Annotated in this window: 17 protein-coding genes and 1 pseudogene; 11 read left to right on the top strand and 7 right to left on the bottom strand. The window is 73.4% G+C overall.

The features are described from left to right. The 5 genes and pseudogenes from AB0435_RS26990 to AB0435_RS26970 all read left to right on the top strand — a co-directional run. Positions 1-349, top strand: a pseudogene (locus tag AB0435_RS26990) (hypothetical protein); the annotation flags it as partial. A gap of 96 nt (positions 350-445) precedes the next feature. After that, positions 446-1,567 carry an ABC transporter substrate-binding protein gene (locus tag AB0435_RS26985; RefSeq protein WP_366428148.1) on the top strand — a complete coding sequence of 374 codons (1,122 nt, stop codon included), beginning with the start codon at positions 446-448 and terminating at the stop codon, positions 1,565-1,567. 38 nt (positions 1,568-1,605) lie between these two features. Next, positions 1,606-2,409 carry an ABC transporter ATP-binding protein gene (locus AB0435_RS26980; protein ID WP_366007140.1) on the top strand — a complete coding sequence of 268 codons (804 nt, stop codon included), beginning with the start codon at positions 1,606-1,608 and terminating at the stop codon, positions 2,407-2,409. Beyond that, on the top strand, positions 2,396-3,295 hold the full coding sequence (locus AB0435_RS26975) for an ABC transporter permease (protein ID WP_366007139.1): 900 nt from the start codon (positions 2,396-2,398) through the stop codon (positions 3,293-3,295). Before AB0435_RS26980 ends, AB0435_RS26975 begins: the two co-directional genes overlap by 14 nt. A gap of 10 nt (positions 3,296-3,305) precedes the next feature. Beyond that, positions 3,306-4,067 (top strand): sirohydrochlorin chelatase, encoded by a 762-nt coding sequence (locus AB0435_RS26970; protein ID WP_366007138.1) that lies wholly within the window; start codon positions 3,306-3,308, stop codon positions 4,065-4,067. Between the two features lie 145 nt (positions 4,068-4,212). On the opposite strand, the gene AB0435_RS26965 is transcribed toward AB0435_RS26970, so the two are convergent. Continuing rightward, complete coding sequence (locus AB0435_RS26965; protein WP_366428147.1) at positions 4,213-5,451, bottom strand: S8 family peptidase; 1,239 nt, start codon at positions 5,449-5,451, stop codon at positions 4,213-4,215. Positions 5,452-5,949: 498 nt separating this feature from the next. On the opposite strand from AB0435_RS26965, the gene AB0435_RS26960 reads away from it, so the two are divergent. Beyond that, positions 5,950-6,834, top strand: a complete 885-nt coding sequence (locus AB0435_RS26960) for an aminoglycoside phosphotransferase family protein (RefSeq protein ID WP_366007136.1) — start codon at positions 5,950-5,952, stop codon at positions 6,832-6,834. Between the two features lie 256 nt (positions 6,835-7,090). On the opposite strand, the gene AB0435_RS26955 is transcribed toward AB0435_RS26960, so the two are convergent. Then, on the bottom strand, positions 7,091-7,801 hold the full coding sequence (locus tag AB0435_RS26955; protein WP_366007135.1) for a 3'-5' exonuclease: 711 nt from the start codon (positions 7,799-7,801) through the stop codon (positions 7,091-7,093). A 113-nt stretch (positions 7,802-7,914) separates the two neighbouring features. Next, positions 7,915-9,153 carry an SAV2148 family HEPN domain-containing protein gene (locus AB0435_RS26950; protein ID WP_366007133.1) on the bottom strand — a complete coding sequence of 413 codons (1,239 nt, stop codon included), beginning with the start codon at positions 9,151-9,153 and terminating at the stop codon, positions 7,915-7,917. A gap of 457 nt (positions 9,154-9,610) precedes the next feature. Here AB0435_RS26950 and glgX point away from each other — a divergent pair, with 457 nt between their 5' ends. The 5 genes from glgX (at position 9,611) to AB0435_RS26925 (ending at position 17,421) form a co-directional block, all read left to right on the top strand. After that, positions 9,611-11,737: a glycogen debranching protein GlgX gene (glgX, locus tag AB0435_RS26945; protein ID WP_366007132.1), complete on the top strand. Its 2,127-nt coding sequence runs from the start codon at positions 9,611-9,613 to the stop codon at positions 11,735-11,737. A 78-nt stretch (positions 11,738-11,815) separates the two neighbouring features. Beyond that, positions 11,816-14,176 (top strand): malto-oligosyltrehalose synthase, encoded by a 2,361-nt coding sequence (treY, locus tag AB0435_RS26940; RefSeq protein ID WP_366428146.1) that lies wholly within the window; start codon positions 11,816-11,818, stop codon positions 14,174-14,176. Positions 14,177-14,298: 122 nt separating this feature from the next. After that, positions 14,299-15,210: a GNAT family N-acetyltransferase gene (locus AB0435_RS26935; RefSeq protein ID WP_366428145.1), complete on the top strand. Its 912-nt coding sequence runs from the start codon at positions 14,299-14,301 to the stop codon at positions 15,208-15,210. Positions 15,211-15,257: 47 nt separating this feature from the next. After that, positions 15,258-17,006 carry a malto-oligosyltrehalose trehalohydrolase gene (gene treZ / locus AB0435_RS26930; RefSeq protein WP_366428144.1) on the top strand — a complete coding sequence of 583 codons (1,749 nt, stop codon included), beginning with the start codon at positions 15,258-15,260 and terminating at the stop codon, positions 17,004-17,006. Between the two features lie 118 nt (positions 17,007-17,124). Beyond that, positions 17,125-17,421, top strand: coding sequence for a DUF3303 family protein (locus tag AB0435_RS26925; protein ID WP_366007127.1), 297 nt, complete (start codon positions 17,125-17,127; stop codon positions 17,419-17,421). Between the two features lie 54 nt (positions 17,422-17,475). Here the strand turns inward: AB0435_RS26925 and msrB are convergent, their stop codons facing one another. The 4 genes from msrB to AB0435_RS26905 all read right to left on the bottom strand — a co-directional run bounded on the left by msrB (position 17,476) and on the right by AB0435_RS26905 (position 21,460). Continuing rightward, the gene (gene msrB / locus AB0435_RS26920; protein ID WP_366007126.1) at positions 17,476-17,883 is read right to left on the bottom strand and encodes a peptide-methionine (R)-S-oxide reductase MsrB; all 408 of its coding nucleotides are present in this window, start codon (positions 17,881-17,883) and stop codon (positions 17,476-17,478) included. Positions 17,884-17,906: 23 nt separating this feature from the next. Then, positions 17,907-19,301 carry a UDP-N-acetylmuramate--L-alanine ligase gene (murC, locus tag AB0435_RS26915; RefSeq protein WP_366007125.1) on the bottom strand — a complete coding sequence of 465 codons (1,395 nt, stop codon included), beginning with the start codon at positions 19,299-19,301 and terminating at the stop codon, positions 17,907-17,909. A gap of 96 nt (positions 19,302-19,397) precedes the next feature. Further along, positions 19,398-20,027: a response regulator transcription factor gene (locus tag AB0435_RS26910; protein ID WP_301891619.1), complete on the bottom strand. Its 630-nt coding sequence runs from the start codon at positions 20,025-20,027 to the stop codon at positions 19,398-19,400. Further along, positions 20,024-21,460: a sensor histidine kinase gene (locus tag AB0435_RS26905; RefSeq protein ID WP_366007124.1), complete on the bottom strand. Its 1,437-nt coding sequence runs from the start codon at positions 21,458-21,460 to the stop codon at positions 20,024-20,026. The genes AB0435_RS26910 and AB0435_RS26905 overlap by 4 nt, the downstream gene beginning before the upstream one ends. Positions 21,461-21,561: the final 101 nt, after the last annotated feature.

Here is a 21,561-nt window from a genome sequence, read left to right as displayed (position 1 = left end):
CCACGCCACCGTCTGCCACGTCGCCGACCAGCCCCTCACCCCCGGCCAGCGCGTCCTCCTCAAACACACCACCCGCACCGTCAAAGCCGTCGTCAGGGCCATCCCCTCCCGCCTCACCCTCGACGACCTCTCCCAGCACCCCGACCCCGGACACCTCAACCCCAACGACATCGGCAACGTCACCCTCCGCACCGCCGAACCCCTCGCCCTCGACCCCTACACCACCGCCCGCCACACCGGCTCCTTCCTCCTCATCGACCCCACCGACGGCACCACCCTCACCGCCGGCATGGCCGGGGAAGCGTTCGGGGGCAGCAGGGGCGGCATCGGCCGATGTGCCGGCCGATGACCGTGTTCGCGCCGCTTCCCCGTCCCCGAAGACCCGTCGCACCACCGCCGGGCGTGCCCTGACCGCACGCCCGGACCGTCGAGAGGAACCACCGCCGTGCCTGCCTCCGCCCGTCCCGCCGCCCGCCGTCTCCTCCGGGCCGCTGCCGCCGTCCCCTTGCTGATCGGCGCGCTCGGCGCCTGTGGTTACGGCTCGCAGAAGGACGCCGGGAGTTCCCCCGGCGGCAGAAGCACCACGGCCCAGGGCAAGGCGCTCTCGGCCGGCACCGTCCGGATCGGCTACTTCCCCAACATCACCCACGCGACGACGCTGGTCGGTGACCACGAGGGGATCTTCCAGAAGGAGCTCGGCGGCACCGAGCTCCGCGCGACGACCTTCAACGCGGGCCCGTCCGAGATCGAGGCGCTCAACGCGGGCTCGATCGACATCGGCTGGATCGGCCCCTCCCCGGCCGTCAACGGCTATGTGAAGTCCAAGGGCAAGAGCCTGCGGATCATCTCCGGCTCCGCGTCCGGCGGGGTGAAGCTCGTCGTCGACCCCAAGAAGATCTCCTCCCTGGACGACGTCAAGGGCAAGCGGATCGCGACGCCGCAGAAGGGCAACACCCAGGACGTCGCGTTCCTCAACTGGATCGCCGAGCAGGGCTGGAAGGTCGACCCGCAGAGCGGCAAAGGCGACGTCTCGGTGGTCCGTACGGACAACAAGGTGACCCCCGACGCCTTCAAGTCCGGTTCCGTCGACGGCGCCTGGGTGCCCGAGCCGACGGCCTCGAAGCTGGTCTCCGAGGGCGGGAAGGTGCTGCTGGACGAGTCCACGCTGTGGCCGGACAAGAAGTTCGTCATCACCAATGTGGTCGTGTCGCAGAAGTTCCTCGACCAGCACCCCGACGTGGTCGAGGCCGTGCTGCGCGGCTCGGTGAAGACCAACGCCTGGATCGCAGCGAACCCGGACAAGGCCAAGGCGTCCGCGAACGCCGCGCTGGAACAGCTCTCCGGCAAGGCGCTGCCCCCCGAGATCCTCGACCCCGCCTGGAAGAGCATCACGGTCACCGACGACCCGCTGGCCGCGACCCTCCGGGCGCAGGCGGACCACGCCGTCAAGGCCGGGCTGCTCCAGGCGCCGGACCTGTCCGGCATCTACGACCTGAGGCCGCTCGACAAGATCCTCAACGCCGAGGGCAGGCCGGCGGTCGACGCCGCGAAACTCGGCGAGCAGTAGCAGTCGTTCACCACCGCCCAGAACCAGGAGGTGACCGGATGGCCCCGGCACTGACCACCGACCAGTCCGGGACGGCCGTCGTCGACCACGACATACCGGCGGCCGTCCGGATCGACCACGTGCACAAGAGCTTCGGCCGCGCTGGCGCGGCGCAGCCCGTACTGGACGACATCACCCTCGACGTGCGCCCCGGCGAGTTCGTCTGCCTCCTGGGGGCGTCGGGCTGCGGCAAGTCGACGCTGCTGAACCTGGTCGCCGGGCTGGACCGGCCCACGGCGGGCACCATCGAGGTGCCCGGCGGCCGCCCCGCGCTGATGTTCCAGGAGCACGCCCTCTTCCCGTGGCTGACCGCGGGCCGGAACGTCGAACTCGCCCTGCGGCTGCGCGGGGTGCCCCGCGCGCGGCGGCGCCCGGAGGCGGAGCGGCTGCTGGAGCTCGTACGGCTCGGCGGGGCGTACGGGAAGCGGGTGCACGAGCTGTCGGGCGGGATGCGGCAGCGCGTCGCGCTCGCCCGGGCGCTCGCGCAGGACAGCCGGCTGCTGCTGATGGACGAGCCGTTCGCCGCGCTCGACGCCATCACCCGGGACGTGCTGCACCACGAGCTGACCCGCATCTGGTCCGAGACCTCGCTGTCGGTACTGTTCGTGACCCACAACGTCCGGGAGGCCGTGCGCCTCGCGCAGCGGGTGGTGCTGCTGTCCTCACGGCCCGGCCGGGTGGCGCGGGAGTGGACCGTCGACATCCCGCAGCCGCGCCGGATCGAGGACGCGGCCGTCGCGGACCTGTCCGTGGAGATCACCGAAGAACTGCGTGGGGAGATCCGCCGCCATGGCCAGCACTGACACCGACACCTCTCCTCCGGCGCGGGCGCAGGACCTCGCCGGGCTGGAGGCCGGGCTCGACGCCCTGGACTCCGTACGGGTCGAGCGCACGCCCTTCACCCAGGTGCTGCTGCACAAGGTGCTGCCGCCGGCCGTCGCCGTCGTGCTGGTGCTGGCCGTGTGGAAGGTGCTGGTCCTCGCGCACGTCACCGACGACTACAAGCTGCCCGACCCGTCGGCGGTCGGGCACAGCCTCGGCGAACTGTGGACGCGGGGCACGCTCTTCGACATCATCTGGACCAGCGTCTCGCGCGGGCTGCTCGGCTTCCTCGCCGCGCTGGCGCTCGGCACCCCGCTGGGGCTGCTGGTGGCGCGGGTGCGGTTCGTCCGCGCGGCCCTCGGCCCGATCCTCTCCGGTCTGCAGTCGCTGCCGTCCGTGGCCTGGGTGCCGGCGGCGGTGATCTGGCTGGGCATCACGGACTCGGCGATGTACGCGGTGATCCTGCTTGGCGCCGTCCCGTCCATCGCCAACGGCCTGGTGTCCGGCATCGACCAGGTGCCGCCGCTGTATCTGCGGGCGGGCCGCACCCTCGGCGCCACCGGGGCCCGCGGCGCCTGGCACATCCTGCTGCCGGCCGCCCTGCCCGGCTACCTCGCCGGGCTCAAGCAGGGCTGGGCGTTCTCCTGGCGTTCGCTGATGGCCGCCGAGCTCATCGCCTCGTCGCCCGACCTCGGGCTCGGCCTCGGGCAGTATCTGGAGAACGCCCGCACCGACTCCGACATGCCCGGCGTCCTGCTCGGCATCCTGCTCATCCTCTTCGTCGGCATCGCGATCGACCTGATCGTCTTCAGCCCGCTGGAGCGCAGGGTGCTGCGCGGCCGCGGGCTGGCGACGGCGGGCCGGTAGGGGCTCGCCCGTGGTCCTGCTCCTCGTCGCCCACGGCAGCCGCGACCCCCGGCACGCGGCGACCGTCGCCACGCTCCGGGACCGGCTGGCGTCGGCGCGGCCGGAGCTGCGGGTCGAGGTGGGCTATCTCGACTTCTGTGTGCCGAGCGTGCCGCTGGTGCTGGAACGGCTCGCGGCGGAGGGCGTGCGGGAGGTGATCGCACTCCCCCTGCTGCTGACGCGCGCCTTCCACGCCAGGACCGACATCCCGGGCGTCCTGCGCGAGGTGACGGCCGGGCTGCCCGGGTTGCGGGTCCGGCAGGCCGCGGTGCTCGGGCCGTCACCCCTGCTGACCGCGACCCTCGAAAGGCGGCTGTACGAGGCCGGGGTGCGCTCCGGCGACCGGCGCTCGACCGGCGTGGTCCTGGCCGCGGCGGGCTCCTCCGACCCGGAGGCGGGCGCGGTGGTCGCGGGCGTCGCGCGGGAATGGGAGCGCGCGGGCGGCTGGTTCGCGGTGCGGCCGGCCTTCGCGTCGGCGGCCGGGCCGCGGGTCGACGACGCGGTACGCGCGCTGCGCGCGGCGGGGGCGCGCCGGGTGGCGGTCGCGCCGTACGTCCTCGCGCCCGGCCGGCTGCCGGACCGGATCGCGGAAGGCGCGGGTCCGGCCGACACCGTGGCGCAGGTGCTGGGCGCGGCGCGCGAGGTGGTGTCCCTGATACTGCGGCGGTACGAGGAGGCCGCGGCCGCCTCCGGGCCCCGGCCGGAGGACCACGCGGCGGCCCTCCGGGGCTGACCGCGAGCCCGGCGCGGGCCGTGCCCGCACGTGCCGGAATGCCCGCCGGGAAAACCGGAAAAGACCCGGAAAAGATATGGACCGGCCGTCGCACCCCGTGGGGGTGGGGAACGACGGCCGGCCGGTGATCAGGTAATCGCGGGGCTTACTGAACGACCTTCAGCAGCTTGTTCGGCGTGCCCGCACCCGGGTTGGAGATCTTGTCCGGGGTGGCGCCCTGGGTGAGCGCCGAGGAGACCTGCTCGGGCGTGGCGTCCTTGTGCCCGCTCAGGTAGACCGCAGCGGCACCCGTGACGTGCGGGGTGGCCATGGACGTACCGGAGATGGTCTTGGTGCCCGAGTCGCTGTCGTTCCAGTCGGAGGTGATGTCCGAGCCGGGGGCGTAGAGGTCGACGACGCTGCCGTAGTTGGAGAAGTCGGACTGCTGGTCGTCCTTGGTCGAGGAGGCGACGGTGATGGCCTCCTCGACCCTGGCCGGGGAGCTCTGGCCGGCGTCCGTGGACTCGTTGCCCGCCGCGACGGCGAAGGTGACGCCGGAGGCGATCGCCTTCTGCACGGCCGCGTCCAGGGCCTCGTCCACGCCGCCGCCGAGGCTCATGTTGGCCACCGAGGGGCCCTTGTGGTTCTTGGTGACCCAGTCGATGCCCGCGACGACCTGCTCGGTGGAGCCCGAGCCCTGGCCGTCCAGCACCTTGACGGCCACGACCTTGGCCTTCTTGGCGACGCCGTGCTCGGTCCCGGCGATGGTGCCCGCGACGTGGGTGCCGTGGCCGTTGTCGTCCTCGGCCTTGTCGCTCTTGTCGACGGCGTTGAAGCCGTAGGACGCGCGCCCGCCGAAGTCCTTGTGGCTGATGCGCACGCCGGTGTCGATGACGTAGGCGGTGACGCCCTCGCCCGCGCTGTCCGGGTAGGTGTACTTGCCGTCGCCCTTGGTCTCGGTCTGGTCGATCCGGTCCAGACCCCAGGACGGCGGGTTCTCCTGGGTGCCCTTGATGGTGAAGCGGTGGTTCTGGACGACCTTGGCCACGGCCGGGTCGGCGGCGAGCCGCTTCGCCCCGGTCTCGTCGAGACCGCTGGCGGAGAAGCCGTGGATCGCCGAGTCGTACGTGCGGTTGAGCTTGCCGCCGTACCGCGCGGCGAGGTCCTTGCCCTCCGTCGAGAGGGACTTGACTCCGGCGCCCTTGGCGTCGACGCCGTCCTTCAGCAGGACGATGTAGCTGCCGTCCACCGAGCCCTTGGCGCCCGCACCGTAAACGGTGCCCTCGGCGGGGGCGGGAGCGGCGCCGGCGGGCAGAGTCAGCACGGTGACTCCGGCGGTGACGGCGGCCGCGGCGGTTATCGCCAGTACGAGCCGTCGCTTACCGGCGCGCTTGTGAGTTGCCATGACGAGGTTTCCTCCTCGTGCGGAATGTGGGGGAATTGCGCGTGGGGCGCAATCGCCCGGAACGACGGAAGGCATCACTCCGGGCGCTTCGAAACCCTGTCAGGATTGACGCGCTCAATTCAACATCCGAACGAAGGTGTGACATACGCAACTTCTTTGCGGAAATTCAAACCCCGCTGAACGACGGCAAATTGGACAACGTACCGGCAAGAGCTGTCACTGTTTACTTGAAGGACATACGAGTTACCGGCGGGCAACTGTCTTAATGTGCAAGGAGTTTCACAGATGAGCTCACGCACGCCCCTCACAACGCTTGGGCCGATATTGGCCGTTCGGGACACTCGACTTCCGCGCGGGCCCCTTTCGCGCGCACGATCCGGGCGGCACGGCGACCGGGCGCCTCCGCCGTTCACTCCGCCACGTGCACCCGGTCCCCCCGGACGCCGGGCGACAGGGGAGACTGTCAGTCGATCGGCTCGACAGCAGGTGAGGTACGACGTGACGGAAGCGGCGGAGACGGTGTTCGGGGAACAGAGGGCGCGCGCGCTCCTCGCGGCGGCGGTGCCGGAGGTGGCCGCGGCGGACGCGACGCTGCTCACCCTCGGCGAGAACGCGGTCTTCGCCGTCGGCGACCTGGTGGCCAAGGTGGGGCGCGACGCCTCGCTGCTGGACCGGGCCCGCCATGAGCTGCGCGTCGCCGCGTGGCTCGCGGACAGCGGCGTCCCCGCCGTACGGGCCGCGGAGCCCGCGCCGCGCGTGGCCGACGGCCACCCGGTGACGCTCTGGCACCGGCTGCCCGCGGCGCCGCGCCCGGCCACCACCTCCGACCTGGCCGAGCTGCTGCGCACGGTGCACGCCCTGCCGGAGCCGGACTTCGTGCTGCCGCGGCGTGAGCTGCTCGGCGGGGTCGAGCGGTGGCTGCGGCTGGCCGGGGACGCCGTCGACCCCGCCGACGCCGCCTATCTGCGCGAGCGCCGGGACGGCTTCGCGGCGGCCGCCGCCGCGCTGACCCCGCACCTGCCGCGCGGGCCGATCCACGGCGACGCCCTGCCGCGCAATGTGCACGTCGGGCCGGACGGCCCCCTCCTGGTCGACCTGGAGACCTTCTCCGGCGACCTGCGCGAGCACGATCTGGTCGTGCTCGCCCTGAGCCGGGACCGCTACGGCCTGCCCCTGCCCGCGTACGAGGCGTTCGTGCGGGTCTACGGGTGGGACGTACGGGAATGGGAGGGGTGCGAGGTGCTGCGGGGCGCGCGGGAGACGGCGAGCTGCGCGTGGGTGGCCCAGCACGCGCCCGGCCACCCGGGCGCCCGCGCGGAGTTCCGCAGCCGGGTGGCGTCCCTGCGGGCGGGGGACGCGACGGTACGGTGGCACGCGTTCTAGGCGGGTAAGGGTTGCGCGGCCCCGGCTCCGCAGGCACGGTGCGGACCGGCCGCACGTGCCCACCGAGAGCTGCGAAATCCAGCCCGTTGGGGGCACCTCTGGGGACACCCCCGGACGGAGTCCGGAGGAGGTAGCTGGGGGAGTTGAGGACGCTCCCCCAGGCTTCGTCCGGGGGTACCCCCAAGGCCGCTCCCGCAGCAGGCGGCAACGGACCCGCGCCCGGGCAACAACCCGCCGGCGAAGCACAGCGGACGGGTCAGCGCAACGGCCAGTGCGGGTCGACGGCCGCTTCGGGGTTGCCCTGGCGGCGGAGCCACTTCTCGAAGCTCGTGGCCCACTCCGCGTACCACCGCACCTGGTCACTGTGGAGGGACCACAGCGAGGCGTCCGCTATGTGTGGATAGCGCTCGGCGAGCGCGCAGGCCACCCGCACCGCCGCGAGCGCGTCCGCGCCCGCCTCGTGGGCGCCGTCGAGCACGACGCCGTACTCCCCGCAGACCGCTTCGAGGGTGCGCTTGCCCTTGCGGTAGCGGTCGACGGCGCGGTCCATCGTGTACGGATCGACGACCGGGCCGGTCTCCCGGCCCGCCGCCGCCTCCCCCAGGCGCTCGCCGAGCGGGCGCAGCCCGTGCCGCCGCAACTCCGCGGCCAGCAGGGAAAGGTCGAAGCAGGCGTTGTAGGCGACGACCGGCGCCCCGGCCGACCAGTGCGCGGCGAGGGTGTCGGCTATCTCCTCGACCACCTCGCGCGCCGGCCTGCCCAGCGCCGCGCGCTCGGTCGTGATGCCGTGCACGGCCGCGGCCTCGGCCGGGACCGGGACGCCGGGATCGGCGAGCCACTCCCGGCGGCCGATCGGCTCGCCGCCCTTGGTCTCGACGACGGCCGCCGTGACGATCCTCGCCTCGGCCGGATCCGTGCCCGTGGTCTCCAGGTCGAAACCGATCAGCAGCTCCTGGTGCCATCCCATCGCGGTCCCCCTTCGTGGTGCTTCCCCCGACTGGTCCCCAGCGTCGCACGCACCACTGACAACGCCCCACCGGGCCCGCGCGCCCCATGGGTCGTCATATCCCGTGCGAGGAATCAGGACACAGGACGCGAATCCACCCAAATACTGTCGAATTCCTCGCGGTAGGTCTCGAAGAGCCCGTGCTCGGGTTCCCGCCCCTCACGCACCACGTTGCCGCCGCCGCGCAGCACCAGCACCGGCGCCTCCATGCCACGCGCCTTGCGCAGGTACGACTGGACGACGGCGAGCCCGTCGGAGCCGTCGGCGTTGACGAGGTAGGCGGTGAAGCGCGGGGTCTCGTCGAAGACCCGGATCTCGAAGGCCGCGGTGTCCCGGAGCCGGTCCCTGACCCTGCGCATGTGCATGATGTTCATCTCGACGGACCGGCTCATCTCGCCCTTCTTGATGCCCAGTTCCCGCTCCCTGCGGCGCACGGCGCTGCTGGCGGGGTTGAGGAAGAGCAGCCGGGCGCGGCAGCCCGCCTCGGCGAGCCGGACGAGTCGCCTCCCCGAGTAGTTCTGCACGAGGAGGTTCAGGCCTATGCCCACCGCGTCGAGGCGGCGGGCGCTGCCGAAGAGGTCCTCGACGGGCAGCTGGCGCTGGAGCCGCACCCGGTCGGGGTGCACGCCCACCACGTCGGCGTAGCGGTCGCCCACGAGGTCCTCGACGGCGTCGACGGGCAGCCGGTCGGCCGACGGGCTGCCGGCGCCGTTGCCGCCGAGGATGGTCAGCAGCCGGGCCGAGGCACGCTCTGCCTGGGCGAGGACCGTCTCGGAGAGCGCGCGGTTGCGGGAGACGACGTTGCGCGTCACCTCCAGCTCGTCCAGTGCCAGTTCGAGCTCGCGCCGGTCGTCGAGGTACGGCTCGAAGCACGGCCAGTGCTGGACGAGCAGCTCCCGCAGCTGCGGGAGGGTGAGGAAGCTCAGGACGTTGTCGTCGGCCGGATCCAGCAGATAGCCCTTGCGGCGGCTCACCTCCCGGACCGCCACGGCCCGCTGGACCCACTCCTGCCCGGCCGGCCCGGCCGCGGCGACGACCCACTCGTCCTCGCCGTGCACGGGCTCGTAGACGGGCCGCAGCACGGCGGCGACCACGGCGCGCAGCCGCTGCTCCACGAGGTTCAGCCAGATGTAGGCCCGACCGGCCCGCCGGGCGCGGGTGCGGACCTCGCCCCACGCCTCCGCGTCCCAGTCCAGGGCCGCCCCGATCTCCACGGGACGCGCCAAGGACACCGCGCCGGGTGGTGTGTCGGCCGAACCGTCAACCCCGGGACAGCCGTCCCCAGGGGGCAGCTCCAGCCCGCCCGAGCTCACCAGTGCACCGCCTTCCGCCCCCGTCCAACGATCAAGGCAGACTACTGCGCGGGCGGGACGCGCTGCACCCGGACACGGCTGGCCCTCCGCCAACTCTCCCGCGCCGGGTGGGCGTTGCGAGCGGCCCGCGCGGCAGGAGTGAGCCGTTTCATAGCCGCCGGGGGCGCTTCCTCGCCCCGACGCGTCCCGATACGTCCCGGATGCCCCTGGCCGGCGGGCCGCGCCGCGGAACCGGCCACGGTGGGTCCGATACCAGCCGGTCACCCGGTTGGGCGAGCCGAAGAGAGCCGTGGCCGCGCTCCTTTTGGGGAAGATCTGGCGAAAGGGCGGCTCGACGGCCACGGTTGGGCGAAGATGCCGGTTCGGCTCCGCACCGGAGCCCATGGCGGATCCATGGCAGGCTCGTGCCGCCCGCGCGGAGCCCGAAGAACCGTCAGAAAAGTGGAAGAGTCGACTCATGCAGGTCTGGCCGGGACAGGCGTACCCCCTCGGCGCCACGTACGACGGCGCCGGAACCAACTTCGCGGTCTTCTCCGAGGCCGCCGAGCGGATCGAGTTGTGCCTGCTGCACGACGACGGTTCGGAGACGGCGGTGGAGCTGCGCGAGAGCGACGCGTTCGTGCGCCACGCCTATCTGCCGGGCATCATGCCGGGCCAGCGGTACGGCTTCCGGGCACACGGCCCGTACGACCCGGGCAGCGGCCTGCGGTGCAATTCCGCCAAGCTGCTGCTCGACCCCTACGCACGCGCGGTGAGCGGCGCCGTCGACTGGGGCGAGGCGGTCTACGGCTATCCCTTCGGGCGGCCGGAGAAGCGCAACGACATGGACTCCGCCCCGCACATGATGACCTCGGTCGTGGTCAATCCGTACTTCGACTGGGGCGACGACCGGCCGCCGCGCACCGACTACCACCGGACGGTCATCTACGAGGCCCACGTCAAGGGCCTGACGATGCGCCACCCCGCGCTGCCGGAGGAGATCCGCGGCACGTACGCGGCGCTGGCCCATCCGGCCGTCATCGAGCATCTGACGGAGCTGGGGGTCACCGCCATCGAGCTGATGCCGGTCCATCAGTTCGTCAACGACCACCGGCTTTCGGACGCGGGCCTCGCCAACTACTGGGGCTACAACACCATCGGCTTCTTCGCCCCGCACAACAGCTACGCCTCCTGGGGCGACCGGGGCCAGCAGGTCCTGGAGTTCAAGTCGGCGGTGCGGGCGCTGCACGCGGCGGGCATCGAGGTCGTCCTCGACGTGGTCTACAACCACACGGCCGAGGGCAACCACCTGGGGCCCACGCTCTCCTTCCGCGGGCTGGACAACGCCTCGTACTACCGCCTGGCGGACGACCCGCGCTACTACATGGACACCACCGGCACCGGCAATTCCCTGCTGATGCGCAGCCCGCACGTGCTCCAGCTCATCATGGACAGCCTGCGCTACTGGGTGACCGAGATGCGGGTGGACGGTTTCCGCTTCGACCTGGCCGCGACGCTGGCCCGTCAGTTCCACGAGGTGGACCGGCTGTCGTCGTTCTTCGACCTGGTGCAGCAGGACCCGGTCGTCAGCCAGGTGAAGCTGATCGCCGAGCCGTGGGACGTCGGGGAGGGCGGTTATCAGGTCGGGAACTTCCCTCCCCTGTGGGCCGAATGGAACGGAAAATTCCGGGACACCTCCCGGGACCTGTGGCGCGGTGAGCCCGCCACCCTGGCGGAGTTCGGCTCCCGGCTGACCGGCTCGTCCGACCTCTACCAGGGCGACGGCAGGCGACCGCTGGCCTCCATCAACTTCGTCACCTGTCACGACGGCTTCACCCTGCACGACCTGGTGGCCTACAACGACAAGCACAACGAGGCCAACGGCGAGCAGAACCGGGACGGCGAGAGCCACAACCGGTCCTGGAACTGCGGGGCCGAGGGCGACACCGACGACCCCGGGGTGCTCGCCCTGCGCGAGCGGCAGATGCGGAACTTCATCGCCACCCTCCTGGTCTCCCAGGGAGTGCCGATGCTCAGCCACGGGGACGAGTTCGCGCGCACCCAGCACGGCAACAACAACGCGTACTGCCAGGACAGCGAGACCTCCTGGGTGCGCTGGCCGGACGCGTCCGACGAGGCCTGCGAGCGGGCGCGCCGGATGCTCGCCTTCACCCGCGCCATGGTCTGGCTCCGCCGCGACCACCCCGTCTTCCGGCGCCGCCGCTTCTTCCACGGCCGCCCGGTGCAGGGCACGCACGACGAGCTCTCCGACATCGCGTGGTTCACCCATGAGGGTGAGGAGATGCGGGAAGAGGACTGGCACGCGTCCCACGCGAAGTCGCTGACGGTCTTCCTCAACGGCAGCGCGATCTCCGAACCCGGCCCCCGGGGCGAGCCGGTCACCGACGACTCGTTCCTGCTGATGTTCAACGCTCATGACGAACCGCTGGATTTCGTCGTGCCGGTCAACCACGGCAGGCAGTGGCAGATCGTGGTCGACACGGCCCGGCCGGAGGGCGTCGCGACGGACGGGCCGAAGATCCGCGCCGGGGACAGCCTGACCCTGACGGACCGCAGCCTGGCCGTGCTGCAACGGCCGGCGTGAGCCCGGTGCCGGGCCCACGCCCGGCGACATGGCGTAGTCCCTGCGGCATGGGCCACCGTTGTGGGTACGTACGTTCCCATGATGCGAGAGAGCGCAGCGCCGACCGCCACCTACCGGCTCCAGCTCCAGCCGGACTTCCCCTTCCGCGCCGCCGAACGGGCGGTGCCCCGCCTCGCCGGCCTCGGGGTGTCCCATCTGCATCTGTCGCCCGTGCTGGAGGCCGTGCCCGGCTCCGGGCACGGCTACGACGTCGTCGACCACTCGGCCGTACGGGCGGAGCTCGGCGGCGAGGAGGGGCTGCGCGCCCTCTCCCGCACCGCCCGGTCGCACGGGCTCGGCCTGATCCTCGACATCGTCCCCAACCACATGGCGGTGCCCACGCCCGCCCGGCTGAACGGCCCGCTGTGGGAGGTCCTGCGGGACGGGCCGGCCTCCCCGTACGCCCGCTGGTTCGACATCGACTGGTCCGAGCACGGCGGCAAGGTGCTGCTGCCCGTGCTGGCCGGGCGGCTCGGCGACGAGCTGGAGCGCCTGACGGTGGCGGACGGCGTGCTGCGGTACGGCGACCACGCCTTCCCGCTGCGGCCCGGCACCGAACGGCTGCCGCTGCCCGAGCTGCTGGACGCGCAGTGGTACCGGCCCGCCTGGTGGCGGCTGGCCCGCACCGAACTGAACTACCGGCGCTTCTTCACCGTCTCCGAGCTGATCGCCGTCCGGGTGGAGGATCCGGAGGTGTTCGCCGCCACCCACGCCAAGGTGCTGGAACTGGTGCGCGACGGGGTGATCGACGGGCTCCGCGTGGACCACCCCGACGGTCTCGCGGACCCGGCCGGCTACCTCCGCCGCCTCGCCACGGCCACGGACGGGCGGTGGACGGTGGTCGAGAAGATCCTCAGCGGTGACGAACGGCTGCCCGCCGACTGGCCCGTCGCCGGAACGACCGGCTACGACGCCCTGCGCCACCTCGACGGCCTGTTCGTCGACCCCGAGGGGGCCGCGGAGCTCGGCGCGCTCTACCGCGCGTTCACCGGCCTGCCACCCGACCGCGGCGGCGACTGGCCGGCGACGGTGCGCCGCGCCGCCTACAGGGTGATCACCCATGAGCTCGCGGCGGAGGTCGAGCGGCTCGTGCGCGTCGCCGTCCGCGTCTGCGAGAGCGCGCACCGCTTCCGTGACCACGCCCCCTGGGCCCTGCGCACCGCCCTGCGCGAGATCCTCGTCAGGCTGCCCGTCTACCGCCCCTACGCCCGCCCCGGCGGCCCCGCCGCGCCCGTCGACGCGGTGCTGCTCGACGAGGCCGCCCAGGGGGCGCGTACGGCCTTCGCCCTCCCCGAGGAGGCCCAGGTGGTCGAGGTCGTACGGGACGCGGCGCTCGGCCGCCTCGGGGACGGGCCGGACCAGCGGGACTTCTGCGCCCGGTTCGCGCAGACAGCGTCCGCCCTGCGGGCCAAGTCGGTGGAGGACACCGCCTTCTACCGCTACGCGCCGCTGCTGTCGGCCACGGAGGTCGGCGGCACGCCCGACCGGCCCGCCGTCGGGCCCGCGGACTTCCACGCCTACTGCGCCCGGCTCCAGCGCGACTGGCCCACGACCGGCACCGTCCTGTCCACCCACGACACCAAACGCAGCGCCGACGTACGGGCCCGGATCGCCGCGCTGAGCGAACACCCGCGCCTGTGGGCCGATCTGATGCACCGCCTGGCCGCCGACCCGGCACCCGACCCGCATGTGGCGTGGGTGGCCTGGCAGAGCGCGTTCGGGCTGGGCTCCCCCGACGCCGGGCGGCTCGCCCCGGCGGTGCTCAAGAGCGTCCGGGAGGCCGCGCTGCGTACGACGTGGACCGAGCCGGACACCGCGTACGAGCAGGCCGTGCGCGCCTTCGTCACGGCGGGCCCCGGCGGCGGCCGGCACGCCGCCGCGCTCGCGCCGCTGGAGGAGGCCGTCGGGCCGTCCGTGCGGGCCAACACGCTGGGCGCGGCCCTGCTCCACCTGACGATGCCGGGCGTGCCGGACCTCTACATGGGCACCGAGCGGACGTACGCCGCGCTGGTCGACCCGGACAACCGCCGCCCGCCGTCCTTCCCGGACGAGGAGCCCACCGGGCTGTCCGCCGAGAAGCTGCGCGTGACGCGCACGGCGCTGCGGCTGCGGCGCGCGCACCCGCGCTGGTTCGGCGCCACCGCCTCGTACGACCCCCTCCCGGCGCTCGGCGAGGCCGCCGGCCACTGCACGGCCTTCGTCCGCTCCGGCGAGGCGATCACCGCCGTCACCCGCCTCCCCGCCAGGCTGGCCGCCGCGGGCGGCTGGCAGGACACGGCCCTGGAACTACCGGGACCCACTCCCTGGCGCGACCTGCTGACGGACCGGGTGCACGAGGGCCGGGTGCCCGTGGCGGAACTGCTGGACGACTGGCCGGTGGCGCTTCTGGTACGGGGCTGAGGGGCGGGTCAGGCGGCCGGCCGTGGGCTGCATCAGCAGTAAGTACTGCGGGCGGGAAAAGGGTTGGACCCGGTGACGGGCGGCCGTCTACCTTGCGGGGGCCGTTCGTCGAAAGGGCATATATGACCGAGCTGGTCGTCCGCGCGCTCGCCGAGCACGAGACCTCTCTCTTCACCTCTCTGCACGACCCCGGCCTCGTCGGCCGCGGCGCCTTCGGCCACACCTATGTGCCCGTCCACGAAGGCGGTGACTACCGCCCGGAGTGGACCTGGGTCGCCCTGCGCGACGGCGAGGTCGTGGCGCGTGCCGCCTGGTGGGGCGCGGCGACCGACGAGGCGCCCATGAGCCTCGACTGGTTCGACTTCGCCGAGGGCGAGGCGGAAGCGGCCGCCGAGCTGCTGCGCACGGCCCCGCTGCGGTCGGAGTACAGCCTGCAGGTGCCGCCCGGCTGGCGTGACCGCCCGGAGATACGGGCCGCCGCCGAGGCCCGCGTCGCGGCGGCGCGGGCGGCGGGCATGCGGCCGCTGGTCGAGCGCTACCACTACGTGTGGACGAGCGAGTGCGGGCTGCCCGAGCGCCCCGGGCAGCTGGAGTTCCGGCCGGAGCCGGACGACGCCGTCGTGCGGGACGTGCTGCTCCGCGTCATGGAGGGCACGCTCGACGCCCACGACCGCAGGAACCTCGAGGAGTCCGGTCCGCGGGCCGCCGTCGAGGACCTGCTGGGCTTCCTGAACTGGCTGCCCTCGCCCCGCGCGTGGTGGAAGCTCGCCCGCACCCCGGGCGGCGACCTGGTGGGCATCCAGATCCCCGCGCACAACCCCACCGGTCCGTGCGTGGGCTACATCGGCGTCGTGCCGGAGCAGCGCGGTCACGGCTACGCGTACGACCTGCTCGTCGAGTGCACCCACGACCTGGTGGCCGAGGGCGCGGCCCGGATCGCCGCCGCGACGGACCAGGGCAACTTCCCGATGGCGGCCCATTTCGCGAAGGCGGGTTACCCGGTCGCGCAGGAGCGGATCGACCTCGTTCCGTAGCCGGTTTCGGGCACCATGGGCAGCACCGCCGTCGAGGGGAGCCGTCAGTGCTGTTCGAGGTGTGGGCGCCGGAGGCCGGGCAGGTCGTGCTGAGCGCGGACGGGCGCGCGCGTGCGATGGAGCGCGATCCCGGCCGCGCCAGCTGGTGGCGGTGCGAGGCGCCGGCCGCCGGAGGGACGCGTTACGGCTTCGCCCTGGACGGTGGGCCGGTGCTGCCCGACCCCCGTTCGCGGCGCCAGCCGGACGGGCCCGACGGGCTCAGCGCCGTCGTCGACTTCGCGGCCTTCCCCGAGCCGGAGGAGTGGCCGGGCGTGCCGTTGCCCGGCGCGGTCCTCTACGAGCTGCACATCGGCACGTTCACCCGGGAGGGCACCTTCGACGCCGCCGCCGGGCGGCTGCCGCACCTGGTGGACCTGGGCGTCACACACGTGGAGCTGATGCCGGTCTGCCCCTTCCCGGGCACGCACGGCTGGGGCTACGAGGGGGTGTCGCCGTGGGCGGTGCACGAGCCGTACGGCGGCCCGGCGGGCCTGCGGCGCTTCGTGGACGCGGCGCACCGGCTGGGGCTCGGGGTGGTCCTCGACGTGGTGCACAACCACCTCGGCCCGTCGGGCAACCATCTGCCCGCGTTCGGGCCGTACTTCACCGACACCCACCACACGCCGTGGGGCGCGGCCGTCAACCTCGACGCGCCCGGCTCCGACGAGGTCCGCGCGTATCTGACGGGCAGTGCGCTGGCCTGGCTGCGGGACTACGGGCTCGACGGGCTGCGGCTGGACGCGGTGCACGCGCTGGCCGACACCCGCACCCCGCACTTCCTCGCCGAGCTGTCCGCCGCGGTGGACGGGCTGGGCGCGCGGCTGGGCCGGCCGCTGTTCCTGATCGCCGAGTCCGATCTCAACGACCCCGTCACCACCGCGCCGCGCGAGGCGGGCGGGCACGGGACGCACGCGCAGTGGAACGACGACTTCCATCACGCGCTGCACACCGCGCTGACCGGTGAATCCCAGGGCTATTACGGGGACTTCGCCGCCGACCCGGCGTACGCGCTGACCAAGACGCTGACCGGGGGGTTCTTCCACGACGGCACTCTCTCCTCGTTCCGCGGCCGCCCCCACGGCCGGCCGCTGGACCGGGACGCGGTGCCCGCGTACCGCCTCCTCGGCTACGCCCAGAACCACGACCAGATCGGCAACCGGGCGCTGGGGGACCGGCTGTCGGCCCGCCTCTCCCCCGGGCTGCTGGCGTGTGCGGCCGCGCTCGTGCTGTGCGGGCCGTTCACCCCGATGCTCTTCATGGGCGAGGAGTGGGGGGCCCGTACGCCGTGGCGGTTCTTCACCGACCACACGGATCCGCGGCTGGCCGAGGCGGTGCGCACGGGACGGCGGCGCGAGTTCGCCGCGCACGGCTGGGCCGCGGCCGACATCCCGGACCCCCAGGACCCCGCCACCCGCGAACGCTCCTGCCTGGACTGGACGGAACCGGCCCGCGCCCCGCACGCGGAGCTGCTCGCCTGGCACCGGCGGCTGATCGCGCTGCGCCGCGCCGAGCCGGCCCTGGCGCGGGCCCCGCTCGCGGCCACGGACGTCACGGTCACCGCCGGCCTCACGACAGTGCTGCGCCGGGGCCCCCTGCGCGTCGCCGTCAACCCGACGGGTGCCCCGGCCGCCGTCCCCCTCGGCACGGACGCGCGCCCCACCGGGATCCTGGCCGCGTGGCGGCCGGTGGACCTGCCGGGCGCGGACGGGGCGCTGCGTCTGGCACCGGAATCGGCGGCCGTACTGCGGTACGGCTGAGGCCGCCGTTGCGGCGGGGCACGACCGGAGGGACGCTGAGAGCAGGCGTATCCGTGCCTCAGTGAGCGCGGAGCCGGAGCGCCGGGTGCGGTGCGTCGCACCGAGGGGACGGTGAGCCATGCGCACGATGCTCAGGGCCCGGATGGACACCCACACCTCCAACGAAGCCGTCAGAAGCGGCACCATGGCCACGTTCGTCCAGGATCTGATGGACCGGACCAAGCCGGAGGCCGCCTGCTTCGGCGCGATGGACGGAGGCCGCACCTGCGTGCTCGTCTTCGACCTGGAGGACCCGTCACAGCTGCCCGCCCGGCTGGAGTCGCTCTTCCAGGACATGGAGGCCGACGTCGAGGTGCACCCGGTGATGAACTACGACGACCTGAGGAAGGGCCTCACGGCCCTGGAGAAGAGCTGAAGCCCGCTCCGTCCTCCCAGGAGGACCGGAGCGGGCCACGACGACGGCGGGCCCTCAGCTCTCCGTCGACTCCAGCCGCAGCGAGATCGAGTTGATGCAGTAGCGCTGGTCCGTGGGCGTGGGGTAGCCCTCGCCCTCGAAGACGTGGCCCAGGTGGGAGCCGCAGCGCGCGCAGCGGACCTCGGTGCGGAGCATGCCGTGGGAGCGGTCCTCGATCAGTTCGACCGCGGCGGAGTCCTTCGGGTCGTAGAAGCTCGGCCAGCCGCAGTGGCTCGCGAACTTCTCCGTGGAGCGGAAGAGCTCCGCCCCGCAGGCCCGGCAGGAGTAGACGCCGGCGGTGGTGGTGTCGGTGAATTCACCGCGGAAGGCGGGCTCCGTGCCGGCCTGGCGGAGCACCTGGTACTCCGCCGGGGTCAGCTCCGCGCGCCACTGCTCGTCCGGCTTCTCGACCTCGTACGACATCTCGCCCCTTCCGGGCAGTTCGGTCAGCTCTCCAGGCGGGCCAGGATGCGCGGACCGAGGTCGGTCACATCGCCGGCGCCCATGGTGAGAACGAGATCGCCGGGCCGGGCCATTCCCGCGATCACGTCGGGCACGGCGGCCATGTCGTGCTCGGGGCGGACGTCGGCGCCCTTGGCGAGGGCGGCGTCGATGATCAGGGTGCTGGTGATGCCGGGGAGCGGGTCCTCGCGGGCGGGGTAGATGTCCAGCACGACGGAGGAGTCGGCCAGGGCCAGCGCCTCGCCCATCTCCGTGCCCAGCTCCTGGGTACGGCTGAAGAGGTGCGGCTGGAAGACGACGAGGATACGGGCACCGTCGGCGGCGCCCCGGATGGCCTCCAGGTCGGCCGTCATCTCCGTCGGGTGGTGGGCGTAGGAGTCGATGACCTGGACGCCGTTCGCCTCGCCCTTGAGCTGGAGGCGGCGCTTGACGCCGGTGTACTTCCCGAGCGCGGAGGCGAGGTTGTGCAGCGGCAGGCCGAGGGCCACGCCCGCGGCGAGGGCGGCGACGGCGTTGTGCGCGTAGTGCCGGCCGGGGACGGAGACGGTGAAGGTGAGCATCTTGCCGTCGATGAGGACGGTGACCTCGCTGGTCAGGCCGCGCGGGTTGACCTTGAGCACGCGGACGTCGGCGTCCTCGGCCTCGCCGTAGGTGACGACCTCGATGTCGTAGCGGCCCGAGACGCGCTCGGTCAGCTCGCGCGCGCCCGCCTGGTCGGCGGAGACGACGAGCGTGCCGCCCGGGCGGATCCGGCCGACGAAGGTGTCGAAGGACTCGTAGATCTCGTCCATCGACGCGTAGTTCGCGTGGTGGTCCAGCTCCACGTTGAGGATGATCGCGACCTCGGGCGCGTACTTGTGGAAGCTGCGGTCGCTCTCGTCCGCCTCCGCCACGAAGATCTCGCCCGCGCCGTGCCGGGCGTTGGAGCCCGGGGCGTCGAGGTCGCCGCCGATGGCGTACGACGGGTCGAGGCCGAGGGCGTCGAGGGAGACCGCGAGCATCGAGGTCGTCGTCGTCTTGCCGTGCGTGCCGGCGACGGCGATCGGGCGCAGGCCGTCCATCAGGCCGGCGAGCGCGTCGGAGCGGTGCACGACGGGGATGCCGCGCTCGGCGGCGGCCGCCAGCTCGGGGTTGTCGGCGCGGATGGCGCTGGAGACGACGACACAGGTGGCGTCCTGCGCGAGGTGGTCCGCCGCGTGCCCGATGTGCACGGTGGCGCCGAGGGCGCGCAGGGCCTCGGCGGTCGCGGACTCCTTGGCGTCGCTGCCCGCGACGCGCGCGCCGCGCTGCGCGAGGATCTTCGCGATGCCCGACATCCCGGCGCCGCCGATGCCGATGAAGTGCGGTCGGTCCATCGTCGTGGGGACGGCCGGTGCCATGTGCGGTGCTCCCTGAGGTGGTGGATAGCAGGATCTAACCAGGAACGATTCTTGCACCCGCCGCCGACAGCTCGTCCCACGGCCGCCCCATATCCGTCATACCGGGCGGATCAGGCCCTGGGCCAGGCCCGCCGCGATGGCCGCGGTGCGGCTGTCGACCCCGAGCTTGCCGTAGATGTGCACGAGGTGGGTCTTGACCGTGGCCTCGCTGATGAACAGCCGCCGGGAGATCTGCTTGTTGGCCAGGCCCTCGGCCAGGAGCCCGAGGATCTCGGCCTCCCGCGGCGAGAGGGCGGGCCGTCCTGCCCGGACGCGGCCGAGCAGGCGCGCGGCGACGGGCGGGGCCAGCACCGTCTCGCCGCGGGCGGCGGCGTGGACGGCGGCCGCCACGTCCTCGGGCGGCGCGTCCTTCAGGAGATAGCCGGTCGCCCCGGCCTCGACGGCGGCGAGGATGTCGGCGTCGGTGCTGTAGGTGGTCAGGATCAGCACGGCGGGCGGGTCGGGCAGGGCGGTGATGCGGCGGGTGGCCTCGACGCCGTGCATCCCGGCGCCCATCTGGAGGTCCATCAGGACCACGTCGGGCCGGGCCCCGCCGTCGAGGAGGCGCAGCGCCTCGGCACCGTCGGCCGCCTCGCCGACGGCGCTCACCTCGGGCAGTTCGTCGACCATGGCGCGCAGCCCGCGCCGGACGACGGGGTGGTCGTCGACCAGGAGTACGCGGATCACCGGGCGCCCGCCCGCACCGACGGGTCCGCAGCGGGACGGGGTGCCGGTACGGGTGCCGGTGCGGGCAGGGCCACGGCGACGGCGGTGCCCTCGCCCGGCGCGGACTCCACCGTGAGGGTGCCGCCGAGCTCGGCGATGCGCTCGCGCATGCCGTGCAGGCCGAAGGTCCTGCGCCCGTCGGCGGGCCCGTCGCCGGGGGTGAAGCCGACACCGTCGTCGTAGACGTCGAGGGTGACCTGGCCGTCGAGGTAGGCGAGGGTCACGGCGGCGCGGTCGGCGCGCGCGTGGCGGACCACGTTGGCCAGGGCCTCCTGGGTGAGGCGCAGCAGGGCCACCTCGCTCTCGACGGGCAGCGCGCAGGGCTCGCCGTCGAGGTGGAAGACGGCGGTGGGGAGGGTACGGGCGGTGACGCGGCGCAGGGCCTCGGGCAGCGGCGCGTCCTCCAGGGCGGGCGGGGTGAGGGCCTGGACGAAGCGCCGGGCCTCGGCGAGGTTGTCGGACGCCGTACGGCCGACCTCGCGCATCCGGGCGCGCCCGGCGTCGGGGGCGGCGGTCTCGGCGGCGCGGGCGAGCAGGACGATGCTGGACAGGCCCTGCGCGAGGGTGTCGTGGATCTCGCGGGCGAGCCGCTGCCGTTCGGCGAGCCGCCCGGCCTCCCGCTGGGCGGCGGCCAGCTCGTCCCTGGTGCGTACGAGGTCGTCGATCAGGCACTGCCGGCGGCGGGTCTCGCGGTAGAGCGCGGCGTAGCCGTAGGCGGTCAGGACGGCGACGGCGGCACCGGCGACCGGGCCGATCACCTTGGCGGCGGTGAGCCCGCCGGGCGCCGCCGCCTGGGCCGCCACGACCGCGCCGGTGGCAGCGGCGACGGCGGACAGGGACCAGCGCGCGGGCAGGGCGTGCAGGAAGTGGAAGAAGAGCGGGAAGGCGACGTAGCTGAAGCCGTGGTCCATGCACAGGAGCACGAGCCACAGCGCGGTGACGGCGGTGAGCCAGAGCCGTGCGCGCACGGTCCGGGCGGCGGCCGGCGCACCAGGGCGGCCGGCGGCCCCTGGCGCTCCGCCCGTCCCACGCATGACGGCGCCGCCGCTGTGCACCACGCCGACGGCGTACACGGCGGCCAGCGCGAGGCCGGGCACGAGCAGCGCCAAGGGCTTCGTCCCGGCGGCGACGGGCCCGAGGGCGACGGCGAGCAGCGCGTAGAAACCCCCGTGCAGCGCGATCCGCACGAGCCGGAGCGAAGGGGCGTCCGTGGCGACGCCGGAACCGTGGCCGGCCGGCACGCCCGTGTGCGGCGGGCCCGCGGGCGGGCGGGAGCCAGCCGCGTCCGTACGGATCCGGGTGCCGTCCCGCTCCTCCCGCGGGGTCCACGCGAGCCCGGTTCGCGCACGCGCGGGCGGCGTTCCAGGGTCGTCGGGGCGGCGGATTCGGCTCACCCCATCGAGCGTACGGCTCCGGTCGGGGGTCACGGTCCGCGGGCCGTCAACCGTTCGATTGATTTCCGGGTGCACCGGACGTACGGGCCGAAGACCGGTCG

It is taken from the genome of Streptomyces sp. NPDC051173 (assembly GCF_040689515.1).
In the GTDB taxonomy this organism is placed as follows: domain Bacteria; phylum Actinomycetota; class Actinomycetes; order Streptomycetales; family Streptomycetaceae; genus Streptomyces.
The sequence above is the reverse complement of the archived record's forward strand: the minus strand, read 5'-3'. Positions and strand labels throughout refer to the sequence as shown.